The sequence below is a fragment of the Roseateles sp. So40a genome (assembly GCF_048081605.1).
Lineage (GTDB): Bacteria > Pseudomonadota > Gammaproteobacteria > Burkholderiales > Burkholderiaceae_C > Roseateles.
The window spans coordinates 5,089,090-5,110,308 of sequence record NZ_CP182288.1; the positions used below are offsets into that span (position 1 = coordinate 5,089,090).

Genomic DNA, 21,219 nt, shown 5'->3' on the forward strand with positions numbered 1-21,219 from the left:
TCTTGTGGTCCCGATTGTCCCTAAAGATAGGGATTCACAACCCCCCGCGCCCGTGGGGGGACACCACATCCGACGGGCTCGGTTCGATATGCAAGAGATGGGCCAGCTTGTCCGGGTTGCGCTGCACGTAGATCGCGCTGATGCGGCCGGGTTCGGCGGCGGGCCGCAGCGCCACGGTCTGGATCGGCGCGCCGCTGGCGCCATAGACGACGAATCCCGGCAGGCCGTTGACCCGGGCCGGACGGATGCGCCAGTCGCGGCTGGACGGCATCTTCACGAAGCCGACGAAGGTGCGCGCCACCAGCGCCCCGCCCTCCAGCGTCCGCACCGCCGAGACCTTGCCGCCGCCGTCGGCCAGCAAAACGACGTCCTCGGTCAGCACTTGCGCCAATCCTTCGACATCGAAGGACTGCAGCGCGCCCATGAACGCCTGGAACAGGCGTTGGCGCGCCTCGTCCTCGACCTCGTGGCGCGCGTAGTCTGCCTTGACGTGCTGCCGCGCGCGGCTGGCCAGCTGGCGGCAGGCCGCGGCGCTGCGGTCCAGCCGCCGGGCGATCTCGTCGAAGTCCAGCTCGAACACCTCGTGCAGCAGGAAGGCGGCCCGCTCCAGCGGCGACAGGCGCTCCAGCGCCAGCATGAAGGCGACCGACACGTCCTGCGCGTACTCGGCCTGCGTCTCGGGACTGGGCGACCAGTCGCCTGACTCGTCGATCAGCGGTTCCGGCAACCAGGTGCCGACGTACTGCTCGCGGCGCATCGCCGCCGATTGCAGCCGGTCCAGGCACAGGTTGGTCACCAGCCGCGACAGGAAGGCGCCGTCATGCCGCACGGTGGATTCGTCCACCTCGGCCCAGCGCAGCCAGGCGTCCTGGACGATGTCCTCGGCCTCCGCGCGCGAACCCAGCATCCGATAGGCCAGCGCGCGCAACGAGCGCGCGTGCTCCCGATCGAAGCGCAGCGCGCGGGCATCGTCAGCCATGTCCCCGCTCCAGCAGCATCGCGTCGCCGTAGCTGAAGAAGCGGTAGCGCTCGGCGATCGCGTGACGGTACAGCGCCATGATGGGCTCGTAGCCAGCGAAGGCCGACACCAGCATCATCAGCGTGCTCTTGGGCAGGTGGAAGTTGGTCACCAGCCGGTCCACGACCTGGAAGTCGAACCCGGGCGTGATGAAGATGTCGGTCTCGCGCGCGCCGGCCTTCAGGCCGCCGCCCAGCGCCGCGGACTCCAGCGCGCGCAGCGTCGTCGTGCCCACGGCGGTGACCTTGCCGCCCGAGGCGCGGCAGCGCGCGATCGCATCGACGGTCTCGGGCGTGACCTGGAACCACTCGCTGTGCATCTTGTGCTCGGCCAGGGACTCGACACGCACCGGCTGGAAGGTGCCCGCGCCCACGTGCAGCGTCACATGCGCGGTGCCCACGCCGCGCTCGGCCAGGCGCGCCAGCAGCGCCTCGTCGAAATGCAGCGCGGCCGTCGGTGCCGCGACGGCGCCGGGCTCGCGCGCGAAGACGGTCTGATAGCGGCGCACGTCGTCGGCGGAGTCGCCGTGCTCGATGTAGGGAGGCAGCGGCACGTGGCCGTGCTGCTCGAGCAGCTCGAACGGGTCGCCCGACAGGCGCAGATGGAACAGGCCGTCGTCCGGTCCGCAGCGGCCGAGGACCTCGGCGTCGAACGCATCGGCGAAGCGCACCACCGCGCCCGGCTTCGGGCTCTTGCTGGCGCGCATGTGGGCCCAGACCTCGCGCGTGCCGGGCAGCACGCGCTCCACGAGCGCCTCGACCGCGCCGCCGCTGGCCTTGGCCCCGTACAAGCGCGCCTTGATGACCTTGGTGTCGTTGAACACGAGCAGGTCGCCGGGGTTGAGCAGGTCGGGCAGCTCGCGGAAGACGCGATCCACCGGCGGCGCGGCGCGGCCGTCGAGCAGGCGCGAGGCGCTGCGCTCGGCGGCGGGGTGTTGGGCGATGAGGTCGGGGGGCAGAGCGAAGTCGAAATCGCTCACCGTGTAATGACGGGACATGCGCGTTGAGGGCCGGACGGACCCGTGCCAATCGAAGGAAGGGAAGGTCGCGATTGTCCCATGACGGTCCTCGCGACGCCGCCCGCGGACGGCGCGCTCACTGCCAGCGCGCCCCCTGCTGCAGCAGCAGCGCCAGCTTGCCGCTGCCCTGCAGCTCGCCCATGCCGCGCGTCAGCGCGGTGCTGAGGCGCTCGCCCTCGGGCCGGGTCCGCGAGAACACCGTGTACAGCGGCACTTCCGACACGGCCGGCTCCAGCCAGGCGAGCTTGCCCGCGCCCTCGCGCAGCTGGGTCTCCAGCAGGTGCGCGCCGACGCCCTTGTCGATCAGCGCCAGCTCCACGCGGCCGGCCAGCAGCTTGCGCAGGTTGGCCAGGTCATCGACGGCGGTCTCGACGCTGAGCTGCGCGGCCTCGAAGGCCGGCGGGTTGGCGTAACCGTGGACCACGCCGATGCGCAGGCCGCGCAGCGCGGCGAGGTCGTCCACGCGGCGCTTGCGGTCCATGCGCCCCATGAAGCCGACCTGGTTGAGGATGCCCAGCGGCTGCGGGAAGCGCATCGTGCGTTCGCGTTCTGCCGACCGCCACGCGCCGATGACACCGTCGTGATCGCCGCGATGGAATTCCAGCAGCGCCCGCGCCCAGGGGCGGAAGCTCAGTTCCATCGACAGGCCCGCCTGGCGCAGCGCGGCGCGCGTGATCTCGCAGGCGATGCCGCCGCCGGGCAGCGTGCTGCCGGTGTAGGGCGGGAACTCGGTGGCGACCAGCCGGACCGGCGCGTCGGCCCCTCGCGCGGGCAGCACCAATCCCGCCGGCAGGGCGGCGGCGGCAAGCCAGGCAAGGCTGTGACGGCGAGAGGTCATGGCGGGCGGCGAACGGAAGTCCGTGACCAGACTAGCAGCCGAAGGGCGCCGCCGTCTGCCCTGTCAGACCCCACCCCGGCGCGATGCCGCCGTCGTCGGGCGGCAATCGATCACGGCCGCCCGGGATTCCTGCGCGCCCGATGCCCCGAGGCAAAATCGCCGCCATGTCCGAGGCCCGTTCCGTCCCGTCGTCCCCCTCGCCGCCCTCGCCCACCGCCGGCGGCGCCGGCAAAGCCGACCGCGCGGGCGAGGCCGCCGCGAAGTCCGCGCCGCAGAAGGCGATGGAGAAGATGGGCCTGGCGCGCGACATCGACCTCGCGCTGCACCTGCCGCTGCGTTACGAGGACGAGACCACCCTCACGCCGCTGGGTCAGGCCCAGGACGGCGACACGCTGCAGACCGAGGGCGAGGTCATCGAGAGCCGCATCGAGATGCGCGGCCGACGCCAGCTCCTTGTGAAGCTCCGCGACGACGAGGGCGCGCTGCTCTCGCTGAGATTCCTGCACTTCTATCCCTCGCATCAGAAGACGCTGGCGGTGGGCACCCGCGTGCGCGTGCGCGGCGAGATCCGCGTCGGGTTCTTCGGCCGCGAGATGGTCCACCCCAACTTCCGCAAGGTCGACGCGGACACGCCGCTGGCGACCTCGCTGACGCCGGTCTATCCGACCAGCGCGCAACTGCCGCAGGCCTATCTGCGCAAGGCGGTCGCCTCGGCCCTGCGCCGCGCGCCGCTGGACGAGGTGCTGCCACTGGCGCTCGTTCCAAAGGGCCTGCCCGCGCTGCGCGACGCGCTGAACTTCCTGCATCACCCGCCGCCGTCGGCCGGCCTGGCCACGCTGGAGGACCACACCCATCCCGCCTGGCAGCGGTTGAAGTTCGAGGAGCTGCTCGCGCAGCAGCTCAGCCAGCAGCGCGCGCAGCGCGAGCGCGCCCATCTGCGCGCGCCGGCGTTGCGCGGCGCGGCCGGCGGACTGCATGAACGCCTGCTCGCCGCCCTGCCCTTCGCGCTGACCGGCGCCCAGCAGCGCGTCTGCGAGGAGGTCGCCGCCGACCTCGCCCGCCCGCAGCCGATGCACCGGCTACTGCAGGGCGACGTGGGCTCGGGCAAGACGGTGGTCGCGGCGATCGCGGCCGCGGTGGCCATCGACGCGGGCTGGCAGTGCGCGCTGATGGCGCCCACCGAGATCCTGGCCGAGCAGCATTTCCGCAAGCTCATCGGCTGGCTGGAGCCGCTGGGCATTCGCGTCGCGTGGATCACCGGCAGCGTCAAGGGCAAGGCCCGCCAGAAGATGCTGGACGCCGCCGCCTCGGGCGAGGCCACGCTGATCGTCGGCACGCATGCGGTGATCGAGGACAAGGTGCGCTTCCACCGGCTGGGGCTGGCGATCATCGACGAGCAGCATCGCTTCGGCGTCGCGCAGCGTCTGGCGCTGCGCAAGAAGCTCGCCGAGGGCACCGGCGCGGGGAGCGCCGAGGCCGACGGCGCGCCGGGTGTCCCGCCCGGTTCAGGCCCGCTCGAGCCCCATCTGCTGATGATGAGCGCCACGCCGATCCCGCGCACGCTCGCGATGACCTACTTCGCCGATCTGGACGTGTCCACGATCGATGAGCTGCCGCCCGGGCGCAGCCCCATCGTCACGCGGGTCTTCGCCGACGGCAGACGCGACGACGTCATCGAGAAGATCGCCGCCGCGGTCGAGGATGGACGCCAGGCCTACTGGGTCTGCCCGCTGATCGAGGAGTCCGAGGCGTTGGACCTCAAGAACGCCACCGAGACCCATGCCGAGCTCAGCGCGGCGCTGCCCGGCAAGATGGTCGGGCTGCTGCACGGCCGCATGCCGCCGGCGGAAAAGGCGGCGGTGATGTCGCTGTTCAGCGGCGGGCAGATGCAGGTGCTGGTCGCCACGACCGTCATCGAGGTCGGCGTCGACGTGCCCAATGCCAGCGTGATGGTCATCGAGCATGCGGAGCGATTCGGGTTGTCGCAGCTGCACCAGCTGCGCGGACGCGTGGGACGGGGTTCGGTCGCCAGCGTGTGCGTGCTGATCTACACGGGGCCCTTGTCGGACACCGGCAAGTCGCGATTGCGCGCGATGGCCGAGACCACCGACGGCTTCGAGATCGCGCGTCGCGACCTCGACATCCGCGGCCCGGGCGAGTTCATGGGCGCGCGTCAGAGCGGCGCGCAACTGCTGCGCTTCGCCGATCTGCAGGAGGATGCGCCGCTGCTGAGCGCGGCTCGCGCGCTCGCACCCAAGCTGCTCGACGAGCAACCGCGCGCGGCGCGGCTGCAGGTCGAGCGATGGCTCGGTCACAAGACCGAGTACCTCAAGGCGTGAGGGTTCTACCCCCTCTCCCGCTTCGCGGGAGAGGGCGATCCACTGGCGCGTGACGCCCGAAGTGGATCACTTCAGCTGGATCGCCCAGTACACCAGGACCTCGGTGGCGGTGTACTCGGACACCGGGGTCAGCATCGGCTCGGCGTTGATCTTGTCGATCGTGGCCTGACCCGAGATCACGCGGCCGAAGGCGGCGTAGCCGGGCTCCGCGGCGCTCTTGTAGTCGAGCTTGGCGCTGTTGTCGGCGCTGTTGAAGTAGAACTGGCTGGTGGCCGAATCGGGCTGGGCGGTACGGGCCATGCCGATCGTGTACTTCACGTTGGACACGCCGACGTTGGTCTCCAGCTTGATCGTGCCGCCGATGGTCGTGTTCTTGGGCAGGTAGCCGGGGCTGTAGGCGCCGCCTTGCGCGACGAAGCCCGGGACCACGCGATGGAAGATCGTGTTGTCGTAGTACTTGCCGGTGACGTACTTCAGGAAGTTGGCCGTGGTGACCGGCGTGCGCGCGTCCAGCGCGATGACGACTTCGCCATCGCTGGTCAGCATGCACACGACGTTGCCGGTGATGCCGTTGGCCGCGGCCACGCCGGCGGTGCTGCAGGCCAGCGTCGGCGGGTTGGGCACCGGGTTGGACTTGGGCGCAGCGACGGGGGTACCGCTGTCATCGCCACCGCCGCCGCAAGCGGCCAGGATCAGGGCGCCACCCAGGGCGGCGGTCAGGGCCGCCAGCTTGGGAAAATTCTTGGTGGAGGTCGTCTTCATGGAGGCTCGCAGTACTCGCTATGGGAGCTTGTGGCTCCCGCTTCTGGCAAAGAAGCGCGAAGTATCGTGTCGTGTCCGACATGGCGCATGCGCGATGGGCGCGCGCCGCACGCCAAGAGGCGGGGCTTTCCCTAACGCCGTCTTCACTCGGTGAAGCACATCACCGAGCACCCTCGAAAGTGCTCAGGATCGCGAACCCAAAGACACGTTTGCTTGCAGGGCGCTCAGAACTCGAGGTTGTCGATCAGCCGCGTCTGCCCGATGCGGGCGGCCGCGAGCGCGACCAGCGGTTCGCCCTCGCGCGCCGCGCCGAGGTCATGTCGGCGGCGCAGCGTCACGTAGTCGGGCGCCCAGCCCGCGTCGCGCAGCACCTGCAGCGCGTCGGCCTCGATGCGGTCCACATCGCGCTCGCCGCCGTTCCAGCGCGCGATCGCGGTCTTGAGCGTGCCCGACAGCAGCAGCGCGTCCTGCTTCTGCTGATCGCTCAGATACCCGTTGCGCGAGGACAGCGCCAGACCCTCGGCATTGCGTTCGGTCTCGCCGGCGAGGATGCGGATCGGCATCGCCAGCTGGTCCACCATGCGGCGGATGACCATCAGCTGCTGGTAGTCCTTCTTGCCGAAGACGGCCACGTCCGGCTGCACGATCTGGAACAGCTTGGCCACCACCGTGCAGACGCCGACGAAGAACCCGGGCCGGAAGTGCCCTTCCAGGATGTCCGCCAGCTCGGTCGGCGGATGCACCTTGTAGCCTTGCGGCTCGGGGTACATCTCGCGCTCGTCGGGCGCGAAGACGAGGTCGCAGGTCGCGCCCTCCAGCAGCTCCGCGTCACGCGCCAGCGTGCGCGGATAGCGGTCGAAGTCCTCATGCGGCGCGAACTGCAGCCGGTTGACGAAGATGCTGGCGACGACGAGCCCGTCCGGTCCCACCGCAGCGCGGGCCTGGCGCACAAGCGCCAGGTGGCCGTCGTGCAGGTTGCCCATCGTGGGCACGAAGGCGACCGTTCGGCCCGCCAGCGCGGCGCGCAGGCCGGCGATGTCGTGATGGATCTTCATGATCAGTAGGTGTGCTGGGCCGCGGGGAAAGCGCCCGACTTGACGTCGGCCACGTAGCGGGCGAAGGCCTCGCCGACCGAGGCCGACCCCTGCATGAAGTCGCGGACGAAACGCGGCTTGCGGCCGCCGCCCACGCCGAGCATGTCGTGCATCACCAGCACCTGGCCGGAGCACTCCGCACCGGCACCGATGCCGATCACCGGCACGCCCAGCGCGCGCGTCAGCTCGCCGGCCAGCGCGGCGGGCACCATCTCCAGCAGCAGCATCTGCGCGCCGGCATCGACCAGCTCGCGCGCATGCGCCTTGATCCGCGCGGCGCTCTCGGCGTCCTTGCCCTGGACCTTGAAGCCGCTCAGCGCGGTCACGGTCTGCGGCGTCAGGCCCAGATGCGCGCACACGGGGATGCCGCGCTCGGTCAGGAAGCGCACCGTCTCGGTGGTCCAGCCGCCGCCTTCGAGCTTGATCATGTGCGCGCCGGCCTGGGCCAGCCGCATCGCGTTGCGCCACGCCACCTGCGGGGACTCGTGGTACGTGCCGTAGGGCAGGTCCGCGATGATCCACGCCAGGCGGCGCGCGCGGGCGACGCATTCGGTGTGATAGACCATCGCGTCCAGCGTGACCGGCACCGTGGTCTGCAGGCCCTGAACGACGTTGCCCAGCGAGTCGCCGATCAGGATCGCATCCACGCCGGCGGCTTCCATCGCGTGGGCGAAGGTGGCGTCGTAGGCGGTGAGCATGGCGATCTTCTCGCCGGCGGCATGCATGTCCAGCAGGCGCTGCAGCGTGACGGGCTTGCGATCGGGGGCGGTGCCGGCGCCTGGGGCGGCCGAGGCGGGCGCATCGGGCGCATCGGGCTTCGGCGCGGCGTAGGGAGAGGTCGGTTCGGTCATGCGTGTCCCCTGGAGGCAGGTCCGGGGAGGTCCCTGGGGTGGGGCGGCAGTGTACCGGGACGGTGCCAGGATGCCGCTTTCTGAGGACAATGCCGGCCCATGACCCTGACCGAATTGCGCTACATCGTCGCCGTCGCCCGCGAGCGCCACTTTGGCCGCGCGGCGGAAGCCTGCTTCGTGTCGCAGCCGACGCTGTCGGTGGCGATCAAGAAGCTCGAGGAGGAACTCGACGTCAAGATCTTCGAGCGCGGCGCCAACGAGGTCACGATGACCCCGCTGGGCGAGGACATCGTGCGCCAGGCCCAGTCGGTGATCGAGCAGGCCAGCGCGATCAAGGACATCGCCAAGCGCGGCAAGGACCCGCTGGACGGTCCTCTGCGGCTGGGGATCATCTACACCATCGGGCCCTACCTGCTGCCCGAGCTGGTCAAGCACTGCATCGACCTCTACCCGCGCATGCCGCTGATGCTGCAGGAGAACTTCACGCAGAAGCTGCTGGACATGCTGCGCACCGGCGAGCTGGACTGCGCCATCATGGCCGAGCCCTTCCCCGATGCCGGCCTGGCGGTGGCGCCGCTGTACGACGAGTCCTTCGTCGTGGCCGTGCCCGCGGTGCATCCGCTGGCGAAGAAGGAACGCATCAGCGCCGAGGAGCTCAAGGCCGAGACCATGCTGCTGCTGGGCAACGGCCACTGCTTCCGCGATCACGTGCTGGAGGTCTGCCCGGAGTTCGCGCGTTTCTCCACCGATGCCGAGGGCATCCGCAAGAGCTTCGAGGGCAGCTCGCTGGAGACGATCAAGCACATGGTGGCGTCCGGGATGGGCGTCACCGTGGTGCCTGCGCTGAGCGTCCCCGACCACGTGCCGCCGCACCTGCGCTACGTGCCCTTCGAGGACCCCGCGCCCACGCGCCGCGTGGTGCTGGCCTGGCGCCGCACGTTCACCCGCTACGAGGCGGTGGCGGCGCTGCGCAACGCGGTCTACGCCTGCGAGCTGCGCGGCGTGACGCTGTTGTCCTGAGCGTCGATCCGGCGGGTCCGCAAGACCTGCCCCCCTGAAACGAGGGTCGTCAGGGTTAGCGTGAATATGTCACGCCTGACACATTGTTAGCCTCGCTGGCATTGACGTGGCCTTAACGGCCATCGAGGTGGCGCGCCGAACACGACCCGAGCGACGCGACCCGCCGATCCATCGTTTCAAGGGAGGACTCCACGTGACCATTCGTCTGACATTCCTGGCTGCCGCGCTGCTGGCCGCCGGTGTGGCGCACGCCGCGCCCACGACCGTCTCCGGCTCCGCCAACGGGCTGAGCTGGACCGCCCAGAGCACCATCGTGGGCGTCACCCCGACGTCGACCGCCGCGGCCGGCGGCGATCCGCGCTACTTCGCGCCCCGCTCGCAGTACAGCGGCGTGGCCACGCTGATCATGGATTACGGCTCGGGCGGCCAGTTCATCTGCTCGGGCACCCTGCTGCCCAACCAGCGCTCCATCCTGACCGCCGCGCACTGCGTCAGCGACGGCACCAGCGCGCGTCCGCTGAGCACGTCGGTGTACTTCTATACCGGCAGCGATCCGGACAACGTGACCTGGAACCAGCCCACGTTCTCCTACACGGTCAGCAACTACGCGGTGCACTCGGCCTACACCGGCCAGGTCATCGACCAGAACGACATCGCCGTGCTGACGCTGGACAGCCTGGTGGACTGGTCCGTGAAGTCGCATGAGCTGTACGGCGGGGACGACCTGACCGGCAAGGAATTCAACATCGCGGGTTACGGCGGCCGCTCGGACACCGGCGGCAACGTCGGCGCCAACCTGGGCACCGGCCGTCTGCGTCAAGGCGACAACCGCTATGAATTCCGCCTCGGCGACGAGGAATTCGGCGGCGTGTGGTCGGACATCCTGGGCGAGCCCGCCGAGCAGATCGAGTACACCTACCTGTCGGACTTCGACAACGGTCTGCCGGCCAACGACCTGGCCTGCAACATCGCCGTCGACGGCCTGGGCCTGCCGGCCAGCGCCAAGTACTGCAACACCGGCCTGGGCGCGGACGAGGTGTCCTCGGCCGGCGGCGACTCGGGTGGCCCGCAGTTCATCAACGGCATGGTGTCGTCGGTGACCTCGTTCGGCCTGAGCTTCGGCACGGCCTGGGGGGATATCCGCACCGGCCTGAACAGCAGCTTCGGCGAGTTCAACGGCTTCGTGCCGGTGAGCATCCACCGCGACTTCATCAACGCCAACGCGGTGCCGGAACCGGCGTCCTTCGCGCTGGCCGGCCTGGGCCTGCTGGCCCTGGGCTGGAACCGCCGCCGCCGCGCCAACTGATCCGGCCTCGTCCCGGATCCCTTCAAGGCCGCCTTCGGGCGGCCTTTTGCTTTGGCGCTCCCTTTAGGCTGCGCCGTTGTTTTTCACTATGGTCGCGTTTAGGCTATTCAAATATCGCAATCGATAGCGAATCCCTAAAGTCCCTCTTCATGCAGGCCCGCCCCCTCCCCTCCGGGAGACGACACCCGAACGGCGGGCCCCTACAAATACCTGTTTCCCTGCATGAGGAGTTGCATGAGCGCCAAAGCCCCCCACCCCGCCCAGTGCCCGGTCATGACGACGTCGGCCGGCGCGCCGATCGCCGACAACCAGAACTCGCTGACCGCCGGCGCGCGGGGTCCGGTCCTGCTGCAGGACTACCAGCTGATCGAGAAGCTGGCGCATCAGAACCGGGAGCGCATCCCCGAGCGCGTCGTGCATGCCAAGGGCTGGGGCGCCTTCGGCACGCTGACCGTCACCCAGGACATCAGCCGCTTCACCCGGGCGCGCCTCTTCGGCGAGGTCGGCAAGACGACGCCGATGCTGGCGCGCTTCTCCACCGTCGCGGGCGAGCTCGGCGCGGCGGACGCGGAACGTGACGTCCGCGGCTTCGCGCTGAAGTTCTACACGGACGAAGGCAATTGGGACCTCGTGGGCAACAACACGCCGGTCTTCTTCATCCGTGATCCGCTGAAATTCCCCGACTTCATCCGCACGCAGAAGCGCCATCCGGTGTCCAACCTGCGCTCTGCAACGGCGGCCTGGGACTTCTGGAGCCTGTCGCCCGAAAGCCTGCATCAGGTCACCATCCTGATGAGCGACCGCGGCATCCCCGTCAGCCCGCGCTTCATGAACGGCTACGGTTCCCACACCTACAGCTTCTGGAATGCCGACGGCGAGCGCTTCTGGGTGAAGTTCCACTTCAAGACCCGGCAAGGCCATCGCACGATGACCAACGCGGAATCCACCGCAGTCATCGGCCAGTCGCGCGAGAGCTACCAGGAAGACCTCTTCGGCGCGATCGGCCGCGGCGACTTCCCGCAGTGGACGATGTACGTGCAGGTGATGCCCGAGCTGGACGCGCAGCGCACCGCCTACAACCCCTTTGACCTGACCAAGGTCTGGCCGCACGGCGAGTACCCGCTGATCGAGGTCGGTGTGCTGGAGCTCAACCGCAATCCCGAGAACTACTTCGAGGAGATCGAGCAGGCCGCGTTCTCGCCGAGCAACATCGTGCCGGGCATCGGTTTCAGCCCGGACCGCGTGCTGCAGGCGCGCGTGTTCAGCTACGCCGACGCGCACCGCTATCGCCTGGGCACGCATTACGAGGCGCTGCCGGTGAACGCGCCCAAGTGCCCCGTCCATCATTACCACAAGGACGGCGCGATGAAGTTCTTCCGTACACCGACCGGCAACGCCGACGCGTACTACGAGCCCAACAGCTTCGGCGGCGCGACGCAGGATCCATCGGTGGCCGAGCCCCCACTGCGCCTGCAAGGTGACGCCGCGCGCTTCGACCACCGCGAGGGCAACGATGACTACGCGCAGCCCGGCGCGCTGTTCCGCCTGCTGGGCGAGGCGCAGCAGCAGCGGCTGGGGCGCAACATCGCCGAGTCGATGCGCGGTGTGCCGGCGTTCATCGTCGATCGCCAGCTGGGCCATTTCGACAAGGCCGATCCGGCCTACGGCCAGGTGGTGCGGGCGGCGCTCAGCGCGCTCGACATCGAATTCACCGTCTGACGACGTCGGCGACCGCCCGCATCCCGCTGCAAGGAGCAAGACATGACCCCTCGAACCGCAAAACGCACGCTGGGCTGGCTGCTGACCGCGGCCGGTGTCGCGCTGAACGCGCAGGCACTGGTCGACTGGATGCAACACAGCGTCGCCTGAAGTCCGTCACGCCGGCGCGGCCTGGATCGGTTAGGCTGCGCGGCGTCTTTTGTCTTCCCATCCTGAAGGAGTGCCTCGATGGCCAAGAAGAGCCCCTCTCCCGTGAAGTCCACCGCCAAGCCGTCCGTCAAGCCGACGGGCAAGGGCGCCCCCGGCATCCAGATCGGCATCAGCGACAAGGACCGCGCCGCGATCGCGCAAGGCCTGTCCAAGCTGCTGGCCGACACCTACACGCTGTACCTGACCACGCACAACTTCCACTGGAACGTGACGGGGCCGATGTTCAACTCGCTGCATGCGATGTTCATGGCCCAGTACACCGAGCTGTGGAACGCGGTGGACCCAGTGGCGGAACGCATCCGCTCGCTGGGCCACAAGGCGCCGGGCTCCTACGCGCAGTTCGCGCAGTTGAGCTCGCTGCCGGACGCGCCGGCCACGCCGCCCAAGGCGCTGGACATGGTGCGCATCCTGGTGGATGGCCATGAGGGCGTGGCCCGCACCGCGCGCGCGCTGTTCGACCTGGTCGACCAGGCCAGCGACGAACCGACGGCCGACCTGCTCACGCAACGCCTGACGGTGCACGAGCAGACTGCGTGGATGCTGCGCTCGCTGCTGGAAGAGTGATCGCCGAGGCGCGCCTGGGCGTGCCTTCGATGCGATGCGATCTGATGAGGACGGGGACCGAGAGGTCCCCGTCGCCGTTTCTAGCCGACCGCCTTGATCCGCCCCGCCCGGCGCGCTTCCGCGAGCATCGACGCGAGCGCGCACGATGCCAGGCGCGCGGTGCGTGAATCGGCGCGGCTGGTCAGCACGATGGGCACCTTGGCGCCGAGCACCACGCCCGCCGCGTAGGCCTGGGCCAGGAAGCTCAGGCTCTTGGCCAGCATGTTGCCGGCGTCCAGGTCCGGCACGATCAGCACATTGGCCTTGCCCGCCACCGGCGACACGATCCCCTTGATCCGCGCCGCCTCCGGATCGATCGCGTTGTCCATCGCCAGCGGACCGTCCAGCACCGCCCCGGTGATCTGGCCGCGATCGGCCATCTTGCACAGCGCCGCCGCGTCCATCGTCGAGGGCACCTTCGGATTCACCGTCTCCATCGACGACAGCAGCGCCACCCGCACCTCGGGCAACCGCAGCGCATGCGCGAGGTCGATCGCGTTCTGCACGATGTCGACCTTGTCCTCCAGCGTCGGCACGATGTTGATCGCCGCGTCCGAGATGATCAGCGGCTGCGGATGGCCCGGCACGTCCATCACGAAGCAGTGGCTGATCCGCCGCGCGGTCCGCAGCCCGCCTTCGCGCCGCACCACCGCGCCCATCAGCTCATCGGTGTGCAGGCTGCCCTTCATCACCGCGTCCACGCTGCCCTTGAGCGCCATCGCCACGGCCATCTCGGCTGCCGCATGGCTGTGCGGGACATCGAACAGCGTGAACCGCGCCAGGTCCACGCCCGCCGCCGCAGCCGCCTCCGACACCTTGCCCGCCGGACCGATCAGCACCGGCTCGATCAGGCCCAGCGACGCCGCCTCCGTCGCCGCGAGCAGCGACACATCGCTGCACGGATGCACGACCGCCATGCGCAGCGGCGGCAGGTGACGGACAGCCTCGATCAGCCGGTCGTAATGCGGATGGGCGCTCGGGGGATGCGGGCCGGTCGCCGGCACGGAAACCGGCGCGGACGCCGATGAATTGGCGGCCGGCACTCCGGCGGAACGCAATGACGTGATCACGGAGAACTCCCTGTGCTGCAGGACGACGCAGTGTCCCTCCCACCGCGCGGCCGACGATGTTTTCCGACGTCCTTGATGTTCGTCATGCTCTTGACCCTGTTTCTTCCTCGGGCTTTCACGACGAGTCGCGATCGATGATGCATGCTGCGCTGCAACAAATCAAGCCGCGTGAAGCGTTTTCACGCGGTCCTCGCAAGGAGCGCGCATGCCCGGAACGTCCGACTGGATCCACGACTGGCAGACCTATGCGACCGACGCCTGGCAGCGCGGCGTGCTGACGCTGGACACGCTGCGCGAGCGCGGCAATGTCTTCATCGACCACCTGCACGCCGGCAAGCCCGCGCTGCTCAAGTTCGAGCATGAACTGCTCCTGGACGGCCGCGATCTCGCGCAGCCCTGCAATTACGCGCTGCTGCGCATCCTGCCGCCGGACGGCGAGGTGGTCGATCCGAAGCGCCGCCCCATCGTCGTCATCGATCCCCGTGCCGGACACGGTCCGGGCATCGGCGGCTTCAAGCCGGACTCCGAGATCGGCGTGGCGCTGCGCGCCGGCCACCCGGTCTACTTCATCACCTTCGAACCGGAACCGGTCGAGGGTCAGACCTTGCTCGACGTCGCCCGGGCCGAAGCGCAATTCATCGAGGAGGTCGCGCGCCGTCATCCGAAAGCGCCCGGTCTGCCCGCGGTCATCGGCAACTGCCAGGCCGGCTGGGCCGTCGCGGCGCTGGCCGCGGTGCGCAACGACCTGATGGGCCCGATCGTGCTCAACGGCGCGCCCTTGTCGTACTGGGCCGGCTCGCCCGAGCAGAACCCGATGCGCTATGCGGGCGGCGCGCTCGGCGGCGCGTGGTTGTCGGCGTTCTCCGCCGACCTGAGCGGCGACCGCTTCGACGGCGCGCACCTGGTCTCCAACTTCGAGAACCTCAACCTTGCCAACACCTGGTGGGACAAGTACTACCACCTCTACGCCAACGTCGACGGCGAACGCGAGCGCTTCCTGGACTTCGAGCGCTGGTGGGGCGGCTACTTCCGCATGACCGGCGAGGAGATCGAAGCGATCGTCGAGAACCTGTTCATCGGCAACCGCCTGGCGCGCGGCGAGATCGAGATGGAGGGCTACCGGCTGGACCTGCGCCAGATCTCGGCGCCGATGGTGATCTTCGCGTCCTGGGGCGACAACATCACCCCGCCGCAGCAGGCGCTGGACTGGATCATCGACGTCTGGGGCAGCGAGAAGGCGCTCGTGAAGGCGGGCCGCACCATCGTCTACATGCTGCATCCGCGGATCGGGCACCTGGGCATCTTCGTGGGCGGCGCCGTGGCCCGGCGCGAACACGAACAGATCTTCGACACGCTCGAGCAGATCGTCGCGCTGCCGCCAGGCCTCTACGAGATGAAGATCGACGCGCGCGATCCCGACGCGGCGCTGGCGGCGCTGGAATCGGGCGATTACTCGGTCAGCTTCGAGACCCGCACCGTCGACGACCTGCGCGCGCTCAATCCCGAATGCCGTCGCGACGAGGCGCTCTTCAGCACGATCGCGCAGGTGTCGGAAGCCAACATGCGGCGCTATCGGCAGTGGCTGCAGCCGGCCGTGCGCGCGATCGGCAACAAGCCGCTGGGCGAATGGCTGCGCTGGATGCATCCGCTGCGCCAGCAGCACCTGGCGCTGTCCGACCTGCATCCGTGGGCGCCCTGGATCAAGCACGCCGCCGATGGCGTCCGCGCACGGCGTCAACTGGCGGAGCCCGACAACCCGTGGCTGAAGTGGGAGCAGCTGGGATCGCGGGTGATCAGCGAATCACTGGACCGCGTCGGCCATCAACGCGACACGACGCTGGTCCACTGGGTCGAGGCCGTTTATGGCCCGGCCGGCCTCGGGGCGTGGCTGCCGCCGCGCGAGGACGACCGCGCCTCCGGTCAGGCCCATGCGCTGGCCGATGAACGCGAGGGACGCCGTGTCGCGCTCGAGCAGGTGCACCAAGGCGGTTTCGCCGACGCGGTCTGCCGGATCCTGCTCGCCGGTCTGGCGCACCGTGGCGTGTTGCAGCGCCGCGGTCTGATCCTCGGACAGCTGTTGGCCGATGCTCACCGGCGCATGGCCGCGGAGGCCGAGGACGCGGTGGCCGCCGCGCCCGCCGAGGACTGGGCCACGCTGCTGCACCGGCAGGCGCTGATCGTGACCTTCGCGCCCGACGAGGCGATGGCCGCGCTGCCCGATCTGCTGCCCACGCTGGAGGATCGCGAACAGGCGCTCGCGCTGGCCAGCGCCGTGCTGATGGCCGAGTCGGAACTGGCCGATCCGAACTCACCGGCGGCGCGATATGTCCACGAGCTGCTTCATGTGGACCCGGTCCGGGTGGCCGACATGGCGCTCGCGCTGTCGGCCCCGGCGGCGGCGGCGGCGACGGTCTCGATCGCGGCGCCCCGGCGCCGCAAGGCGGTCGCATGAACGCGTCCGGCGCCGTGCAGTTCGGCCGGCTCCTCGCCGGCCGCAAGGTGCTGATCACCGGCATCGCCAACGACCAGTCCATCGCCTACGGCTGCGCCCGCGCGTTCCGGGCGATGGGCGCGGATCTCGCGCTGACCTACCTCAACGAGAAGGCGCTGCCGCACGTGCGCCCGCTCGCGGAAGAGCTCGACGCCGAGCTGCTGCTGCCGCTGGACCTGCGTGAGCCCGAGGCGCTGGAGTCGGTCTTCGCCGCGATCTCCGAGCGCTGGGGCGTGCTGCATGCGGCGCTGCATTCGATCGCGTTCGCGCCGAAGGAGGACCTGCATGGCCGGCTGGTCGACAGCAGCGCCGCCGGTTTCTCGATGGCGATGGACATCTCGTGCCACAGCTTCATCCGCATGGCGCGGCTCGCCGAGCCGCTGATGCGCGCCAGCGGCGGATCGCTCTTCACGATGAGCTTCCAGGGCGCCAGCAAGGTCGTCGAGCACTACAACCTGATGGGGCCGGTCAAGGCGGCGCTGGAGGCCTCGGTGCGCTATCTGGCGCATGAGCTCGGACCTTCCGGCATCCGCGTGCATGCGATCTCGCCGGGGCCGATCGCCACGCGCGCGGCTTCCGGCCTGGACGAATTCGATCAGCTGCTGGCCGATGCGGCCGCGCGCGCCCCGGCGCATGCGCTGGCGACGATCGATGACGTCGGTTACGCGACCGCGATGCTCGCGGCCGATCATGCGCGACTGATCACCGGCACGACGCTCTACGTCGACGGCGGTTATCACATCATGGGGTGAAGGCGATGGATCCACGACTCGAAGGCGAATTCATCGCGGTGGTCAACGCGGGCTCGTCCAGCATCAAGCTGTCGATGTTCTCGCTGCATGACGACCGCGTGCTCGGTCCGCTGCGGCTGGAGCTGCGCGCACAGGTCGAGGGCCTGGGCACCAGTGCCCCGCACTTCGAGGCCACGCATGCGGACGGCAGCCGGGCCGGCGCGCGCGACTGGCTGGTCGGCGCGAGCCTGGACCACGACGGCGCGCTCGATCACCTGATCGAGTTCGTCACCCATGAGTTCCCCGACATCGCGATGCTCGGCATCGGCCACCGCGTCGTGCACGGCGGCACCGGTTTCGACCGCCCGGTGGTGGTCACGCCCGCGGTGCTGAAGGAGCTGGAGACGCTGGTGCCGCTCGCGCCGCTGCACCAGCCCCACAACCTCGCGCCGATCCGCCGCGGCATCGACATCCTGCCCGGCGTGCCGCAGGTCGCCTGTTTCGACACCGCCTTCCATCGCGGCCAGTCCGACGTGGCCGACGCGTTCGCCCTGCCCTATGAACTCTTCGAGGCCGGCGTGCGCCGCTACGGCTTCCACGGTCTCAGCTACGAGTACATCGCCTCGCGGCTGCCGGTGCTCTCGCCGCGGCTGGCGGATGGGCGCACGGTCGTGCTGCACCTGGGCAACGGCGCCAGCGCCTGCGCGCTGCACCGCGGCCGCAGCATCGCCAGCAGCATGGGCTTCACGGCGGTGGACGGCCTGCCGATGGGCACGCGCTGCGGCGCGGTCGACCCCGGCGTGATGCTCTACCTGATGGATGAACGCAAGCTCGACGCGCGCGCGCTGGAGACGCTGATCTACAAGCAGTCGGGGCTGCTGGGGCTGTCGGGCGTGTCCAGCGACATGCGCCAGCTGCTGGCCAGCGACGCGCCGCGGGCGCGATTCGCCATCGATGTCTTCGTGCACCGCGTCGCGCGTGAGATCGGCGCGCTGGCCGCGGAGATGGGCGGCCTGGATGGTCTGGTGTTCACGGCCGGCATCGGCGAGCATGCGGCCGAGATCCGGCGCCGCGTGCTGTCGCGCTGCCTATGGCTGGGCGTGTCGGTGCAGGACGGCGCCAATCGCGACGGGCCGTCAGAGCGCCGGATCAGCACCGTCGACAGTCGGTCCGAGGCCTGGGTCATCCCCACCGACGAGGAGCTCATGATGGCCCGCCACACGTTCCGGCTGCTGGCCGGGGAGGAGTGAATCGCCATGAGGACACCCAAGCAGCGCTACAGCGCCGAGGAATGGGAGAAGCGGGTCGAGGACGTCGACCTGGAGATCGCGCAGCTGGCGATCATGTGCCACATCCGGCTGCTGGACCCGGGGGTGATCGAACGCGTGCTGGACAACGACCTGCGCGTGTGCACCTCGGGTCATGAGGGCGGTTTCGAGAAGCTGCGCGGCATGCTCTACCTGCATTACGAGGTGCAGACCCAGTTGGCCGAGGAACTCGGGCCAACGGATGCGGCGCAGATCGTTGATCGGGTCCGGCATCACTTGCTGGCGCGCATCGGGACGCAGCTCGGGACGCTGGGCACCGCGACCGGATCAAGCGGATCGACCGGCCCGGTGCAATAACCCCACCGGCTTGGGCCTGGCGGGCGGCGGCGCTACAGTGGGGCGCATCGCCTTGCGGGACCGTCCATGCGCATTGCCATTCTTTCCTTCGACGGCTTCAACGAGATCGACAGCTTCCTTCCGCTGGGGTTGCTGAACCGGCTCAAGCCGCTGGGCTGGTCCGCGGAGCTGTGCGGTCCGGGGCCGACGGTCACGTCGATGAATGGCGTGACGGTGCAGCTCAAGCACCCGTTGGAATGGGCCAACGAGGCCGACGCGGTGTGGTTCGGCTCGGGCATCTACACGCGGGCGATCGCGGAGAACTCCGCGCTGCTGGATCGCTTGCAGATCGATCCGACGCGTCAGCTGATTGCGTCGCAGTGTTCGGGTGCGTTGCTCGTGGCGAGGCTGGGTTTGCTGGGCGATGCGCCGGCGTGCACGGATGCGTCGACGCGGCCGTGGCTGGTCGAAGCCGGGGTGCGCGTGCTCGACGAGCCCTTCCATGCGAGGGGTCCGGTGGCGACGTCGGGAGGATGCCTGTCGTCGCAGTACCTGGCGGCGTGGTTGATGTGGAGCAAGGCTGGCGAGGAGGCGACGCGAGAGGCGTTGACCTATGCGGCGCCGGTGGGTGAGAAGGACGAGTACGTCGAGCGTTTGCTGGCGAGGGTGGGCCCGTTCATGACGCCGACGTGATCGTTGCGGACAGCGAGATCGGAGTCACCCGCAGGGGGCCCGGGGGAAGGGACCTGCGAGCATCGGGCACTTCCCCCGGGCCCCCTGCGGGTGACGTAGCACCCTGCGGGAGACGGAGCGCCCCGCCCGACGGCGCCACTGCGATAATCGCCGGTTCGCCGTCCGAGAGCCGTCATGTCCACCGATCAGCCTAGCCGTATTCAGTCTGAAGTGCGCCGCCGCCGCACCTTCGCGATTATTTCCCACCCTGACGCGGGCAAGACCACGCTGACGGAGAAGCTGCTGCTGTTCTCCGGTGCGATTCAGATTGCGGGTTCGGTGAAGGCGCGCAAGGCGTCGCGGCATGCGACGTCGGACTGGATGGAGATTGAGAAGCAGCGGGGCATCTCGGTGGCGTCGTCGGTGATGCAGATGGAGTATCGCGACTGCGTGATCAATCTGTTGGACACCCCGGGTCACCAGGATTTTTCTGAGGATACGTACCGCGTGTTGACGGCCGTGGATGCGGCGCTGATGGTGATTGACGCGGCCAATGGTGTGGAGCCGCAGACGCGGCGGCTGTTGCAGGTGTGCCGTGCGCGGAACACGCCGATTCTCACGTTCGTCAACAAGATGGACCGTGAGGTGCAGGAGCCCTTGGCGCTGATGGATGAGATCGAGCGTGAGCTGGGCATGACGGTGGTGCCGTTCACGTGGCCGGTGGGGATGGGCAAGCATTTCCATGGCGTGATGGATTTGCGCCAGCAGCGCATGCGGGTGTTCTCGCCGGGCGAGGATCGCGTGGCGGGCACCGAGGAGGTGCTGGAGGGGCTGGACAACCCGGCGTATGTCGAGCGATTCGGCATGCAGTACGAGAACGCGCAGGGCGAGATCGAGCTGGTGAACGAGGCGGCGCCGACGTTCAATCTCGACGATTTCCTGACGGGCAAGCAGACGCCGATGTTCTTCGGCTCCGCGGTGAACAACTTCGGTGTGCAGGAGGTGCTGGACGCGCTGGTGGAGCTGGCGCCCGCGCCGGCGGAGCGTGCCTCGATGCAGCGCGTGGTGCAGCCCGAGGAGCCGAAGTTCACCGGCGTGGTCTTCAAGATCCAGGCCAACATGGACCCCGCGCACCGCGACCGGATCGCGTTCCTGCGCGTGGCGTCGGGCCATTTCGAGCGCGGCATGCGGCTGAAGGTCGTGCGCTCGGGCAAGGAGCTGCGGCCCAACACCGTGGTGAGTTTCCTGTCGCAGCGCCGCGAGCTGCTGGACGAGGCCTTCGCCGGCGACATCATCGGCATTCCCAACCATGGGGTGCTGCAGCTCGGCGACACGATCACCGAGGGCGAGGCGCTGCAGTACACGGGCCTGCCCTTCTTCGCGCCGGAGATGTTCCGCTCGGTGGAAGTGGCGGATCCGCTCAAGACCAAGCAGTTGCGCGAGGGGCTTCGCCAGCTCGGCGAGGAAGGCGCGATCCAGGTGTTCCGTCCCGAGGCTGGCAGCGTGCTGCTGCTGGGTGCGGTGGGTCAGCTGCAGTTCGAGGTCGTCGCGCACCGCCTGGAGCACGAGTACAAGGTCAAGGCCCGGGTCATGCCCGCGCGCTACAACGTGGCGCGCTGGGTGACCTGCGATGAGGCCGATGGCGGCGAGAAGGAACTGCGTCGTTTCATCGACCACAACGCGCACCGTGTCGCCTGGGACGCGGTGAACGCGCCCACCGTGCTGCTGGAATATGCAGGCGAGCTCCGCGCGATGCAGGAGAACTGGCCCAAGATCAAGTTCCACGCGCTGCGTGAGCACGCGGGTCTGGTCTTCCAGAAGCAGATGGACGCGTGAGTCCGCCGCGGGCGCCTGGTCTCAGGCGCCTTGGCGG

General features: G+C 69.2%; 18 protein-coding genes. 11 read left to right on the plus strand and 7 right to left on the minus strand.

Features of this window, described 5'->3' with window-relative positions; translation table 11 throughout:
• Nucleotides 1-34 precede the first annotated feature (34 nt).
• The 3 genes from sigJ to ACNI65_RS23230 form a co-directional block, all read right to left on the minus strand.
• Entirely contained in the window at nucleotides 35-979 is a 945-nt protein-coding gene (gene sigJ / locus ACNI65_RS23220) for an RNA polymerase sigma factor SigJ (RefSeq protein WP_416759746.1), read from the minus strand.
• Nucleotides 972-2,015, minus strand: a complete 1,044-nt coding sequence (gene queA, locus ACNI65_RS23225; protein WP_416759747.1) for a tRNA preQ1(34) S-adenosylmethionine ribosyltransferase-isomerase QueA — start codon at nucleotides 2,013-2,015, stop codon at nucleotides 972-974. The genes sigJ and queA overlap by 8 nt, the downstream gene beginning before the upstream one ends.
• Nucleotides 2,016-2,112: 97 nt before the next feature.
• Complete coding sequence (locus ACNI65_RS23230; RefSeq protein ID WP_416759748.1) at nucleotides 2,113-2,874, minus strand: substrate-binding periplasmic protein; 762 nt, start codon at nucleotides 2,872-2,874, stop codon at nucleotides 2,113-2,115.
• Between the two features lie 164 nt (nucleotides 2,875-3,038).
• Here ACNI65_RS23230 and recG point away from each other — a divergent pair, with 164 nt between their 5' ends.
• On the plus strand, nucleotides 3,039-5,213 hold the full coding sequence (recG, locus tag ACNI65_RS23235) for an ATP-dependent DNA helicase RecG (RefSeq protein WP_416759749.1): 2,175 nt from the start codon (nucleotides 3,039-3,041) through the stop codon (nucleotides 5,211-5,213).
• Between the two features lie 66 nt (nucleotides 5,214-5,279).
• Here the strand turns inward: recG and ACNI65_RS23240 are convergent, their stop codons facing one another.
• The 3 genes from ACNI65_RS23240 to panB form a co-directional block, all read right to left on the minus strand.
• Nucleotides 5,280-5,975 carry a peptidylprolyl isomerase gene (locus ACNI65_RS23240; RefSeq protein WP_416759750.1) on the minus strand — a complete coding sequence of 232 codons (696 nt, stop codon included), beginning with the start codon at nucleotides 5,973-5,975 and terminating at the stop codon, nucleotides 5,280-5,282.
• A gap of 224 nt (nucleotides 5,976-6,199) precedes the next feature.
• Complete coding sequence (gene panC / locus ACNI65_RS23245) at nucleotides 6,200-7,030, minus strand: pantoate--beta-alanine ligase (protein WP_416759751.1); 831 nt, start codon at nucleotides 7,028-7,030, stop codon at nucleotides 6,200-6,202.
• Between the two features lie 2 nt (nucleotides 7,031-7,032).
• Nucleotides 7,033-7,920: a 3-methyl-2-oxobutanoate hydroxymethyltransferase gene (panB, locus tag ACNI65_RS23250; protein WP_416759753.1), complete on the minus strand. Its 888-nt coding sequence runs from the start codon at nucleotides 7,918-7,920 to the stop codon at nucleotides 7,033-7,035.
• Nucleotides 7,921-8,019: 99 nt separating this feature from the next.
• Here panB and ACNI65_RS23255 point away from each other — a divergent pair, with 99 nt between their 5' ends.
• From ACNI65_RS23255 to ACNI65_RS23270, 4 genes are all read left to right on the plus strand, one after another.
• Nucleotides 8,020-8,940: a hydrogen peroxide-inducible genes activator gene (locus ACNI65_RS23255; RefSeq protein WP_416759755.1), complete on the plus strand. Its 921-nt coding sequence runs from the start codon at nucleotides 8,020-8,022 to the stop codon at nucleotides 8,938-8,940.
• 193 nt (nucleotides 8,941-9,133) lie between these two features.
• Nucleotides 9,134-10,246 (plus strand): trypsin-like serine protease, encoded by a 1,113-nt coding sequence (locus tag ACNI65_RS23260; RefSeq protein WP_416759756.1) that lies wholly within the window; start codon nucleotides 9,134-9,136, stop codon nucleotides 10,244-10,246.
• A 234-nt stretch (nucleotides 10,247-10,480) separates the two neighbouring features.
• Nucleotides 10,481-11,965 (plus strand): catalase, encoded by a 1,485-nt coding sequence (locus tag ACNI65_RS23265; RefSeq protein WP_416759757.1) that lies wholly within the window; start codon nucleotides 10,481-10,483, stop codon nucleotides 11,963-11,965.
• Nucleotides 11,966-12,193: 228 nt separating this feature from the next.
• Nucleotides 12,194-12,739, plus strand: coding sequence for a Dps family protein (locus tag ACNI65_RS23270; protein ID WP_416759758.1), 546 nt, complete (start codon nucleotides 12,194-12,196; stop codon nucleotides 12,737-12,739).
• Between the two features lie 80 nt (nucleotides 12,740-12,819).
• Here ACNI65_RS23270 and ACNI65_RS23275 read toward each other — a convergent pair whose 3' ends face one another.
• On the minus strand, nucleotides 12,820-13,869 hold the full coding sequence (locus ACNI65_RS23275) for a phosphate acetyltransferase (protein WP_416763687.1): 1,050 nt from the start codon (nucleotides 13,867-13,869) through the stop codon (nucleotides 12,820-12,822).
• A 184-nt stretch (nucleotides 13,870-14,053) separates the two neighbouring features.
• Between ACNI65_RS23275 and ACNI65_RS23280 the strand changes: the two genes are divergently transcribed.
• From ACNI65_RS23280 to ACNI65_RS23305, 6 genes are all read left to right on the plus strand, one after another.
• The gene (locus ACNI65_RS23280; RefSeq protein WP_416759759.1) at nucleotides 14,054-16,300 is read left to right on the plus strand and encodes a DUF3141 domain-containing protein; all 2,247 of its coding nucleotides are present in this window, start codon (nucleotides 14,054-14,056) and stop codon (nucleotides 16,298-16,300) included.
• Nucleotides 16,297-17,091, plus strand: coding sequence for an enoyl-ACP reductase FabI (gene fabI / locus ACNI65_RS23285; protein ID WP_416759760.1), 795 nt, complete (start codon nucleotides 16,297-16,299; stop codon nucleotides 17,089-17,091). The genes ACNI65_RS23280 and fabI overlap by 4 nt, the downstream gene beginning before the upstream one ends.
• Before the next feature lie 5 nt (nucleotides 17,092-17,096).
• Nucleotides 17,097-18,320, plus strand: a complete 1,224-nt coding sequence (locus tag ACNI65_RS23290; RefSeq protein ID WP_416759761.1) for an acetate/propionate family kinase — start codon at nucleotides 17,097-17,099, stop codon at nucleotides 18,318-18,320.
• A 6-nt stretch (nucleotides 18,321-18,326) separates the two neighbouring features.
• A complete protein-coding gene (locus ACNI65_RS23295) occupies nucleotides 18,327-18,695 on the plus strand; it encodes a hypothetical protein (protein ID WP_416759763.1) in 369 nt (122 codons plus the stop codon).
• 66 nt (nucleotides 18,696-18,761) lie between these two features.
• Complete coding sequence (locus tag ACNI65_RS23300) at nucleotides 18,762-19,367, plus strand: DJ-1/PfpI family protein (protein ID WP_416759764.1); 606 nt, start codon at nucleotides 18,762-18,764, stop codon at nucleotides 19,365-19,367.
• 174 nt (nucleotides 19,368-19,541) lie between these two features.
• Complete coding sequence (locus ACNI65_RS23305; RefSeq protein WP_416759765.1) at nucleotides 19,542-21,182, plus strand: peptide chain release factor 3; 1,641 nt, start codon at nucleotides 19,542-19,544, stop codon at nucleotides 21,180-21,182.
• Nucleotides 21,183-21,219 lie beyond the last annotated feature (37 nt).

Bases quoted from the DNA above. Each gene is read 5' to 3' on its own strand.
- ACNI65_RS23280 (WP_416759759.1), top strand. From the start codon at position 14,054: ATGCCCGGAACGTCCGACTGGATCCACGACTGGCAGACCTATGCGACC.
- ACNI65_RS23295 (WP_416759763.1), top strand. From the start codon at position 18,327: ATGAGGACACCCAAGCAGCGCTACAGCGCCGAGGAATGGGAGAAGCGG.
- ACNI65_RS23240 (WP_416759750.1), bottom strand. From the start codon at position 5,975: ATGAAGACGACCTCCACCAAGAATTTTCCCAAGCTGGCGGCCCTGACC.
- ACNI65_RS23290 (WP_416759761.1), top strand. From the start codon at position 17,097: ATGGATCCACGACTCGAAGGCGAATTCATCGCGGTGGTCAACGCGGGC.
- ACNI65_RS23305 (WP_416759765.1), top strand. From the start codon at position 19,542: ATGTCCACCGATCAGCCTAGCCGTATTCAGTCTGAAGTGCGCCGCCGC.
- ACNI65_RS23265 (WP_416759757.1), top strand. From the start codon at position 10,481: ATGAGCGCCAAAGCCCCCCACCCCGCCCAGTGCCCGGTCATGACGACG.
- panC (WP_416759751.1), bottom strand. From the start codon at position 7,030: ATGAAGATCCATCACGACATCGCCGGCCTGCGCGCCGCGCTGGCGGGC.
- ACNI65_RS23270 (WP_416759758.1), top strand. From the start codon at position 12,194: ATGGCCAAGAAGAGCCCCTCTCCCGTGAAGTCCACCGCCAAGCCGTCC.
- ACNI65_RS23230 (WP_416759748.1), bottom strand. From the start codon at position 2,874: ATGACCTCTCGCCGTCACAGCCTTGCCTGGCTTGCCGCCGCCGCCCTG.
- recG (WP_416759749.1), top strand. From the start codon at position 3,039: ATGTCCGAGGCCCGTTCCGTCCCGTCGTCCCCCTCGCCGCCCTCGCCC.
- sigJ (WP_416759746.1), bottom strand. From the start codon at position 979: ATGGCTGACGATGCCCGCGCGCTGCGCTTCGATCGGGAGCACGCGCGC.
- queA (WP_416759747.1), bottom strand. From the start codon at position 2,015: ATGTCCCGTCATTACACGGTGAGCGATTTCGACTTCGCTCTGCCCCCC.
- ACNI65_RS23255 (WP_416759755.1), top strand. From the start codon at position 8,020: ATGACCCTGACCGAATTGCGCTACATCGTCGCCGTCGCCCGCGAGCGC.
- fabI (WP_416759760.1), top strand. From the start codon at position 16,297: ATGAACGCGTCCGGCGCCGTGCAGTTCGGCCGGCTCCTCGCCGGCCGC.
- ACNI65_RS23300 (WP_416759764.1), top strand. From the start codon at position 18,762: ATGCGCATTGCCATTCTTTCCTTCGACGGCTTCAACGAGATCGACAGC.
- panB (WP_416759753.1), bottom strand. From the start codon at position 7,920: ATGACCGAACCGACCTCTCCCTACGCCGCGCCGAAGCCCGATGCGCCC.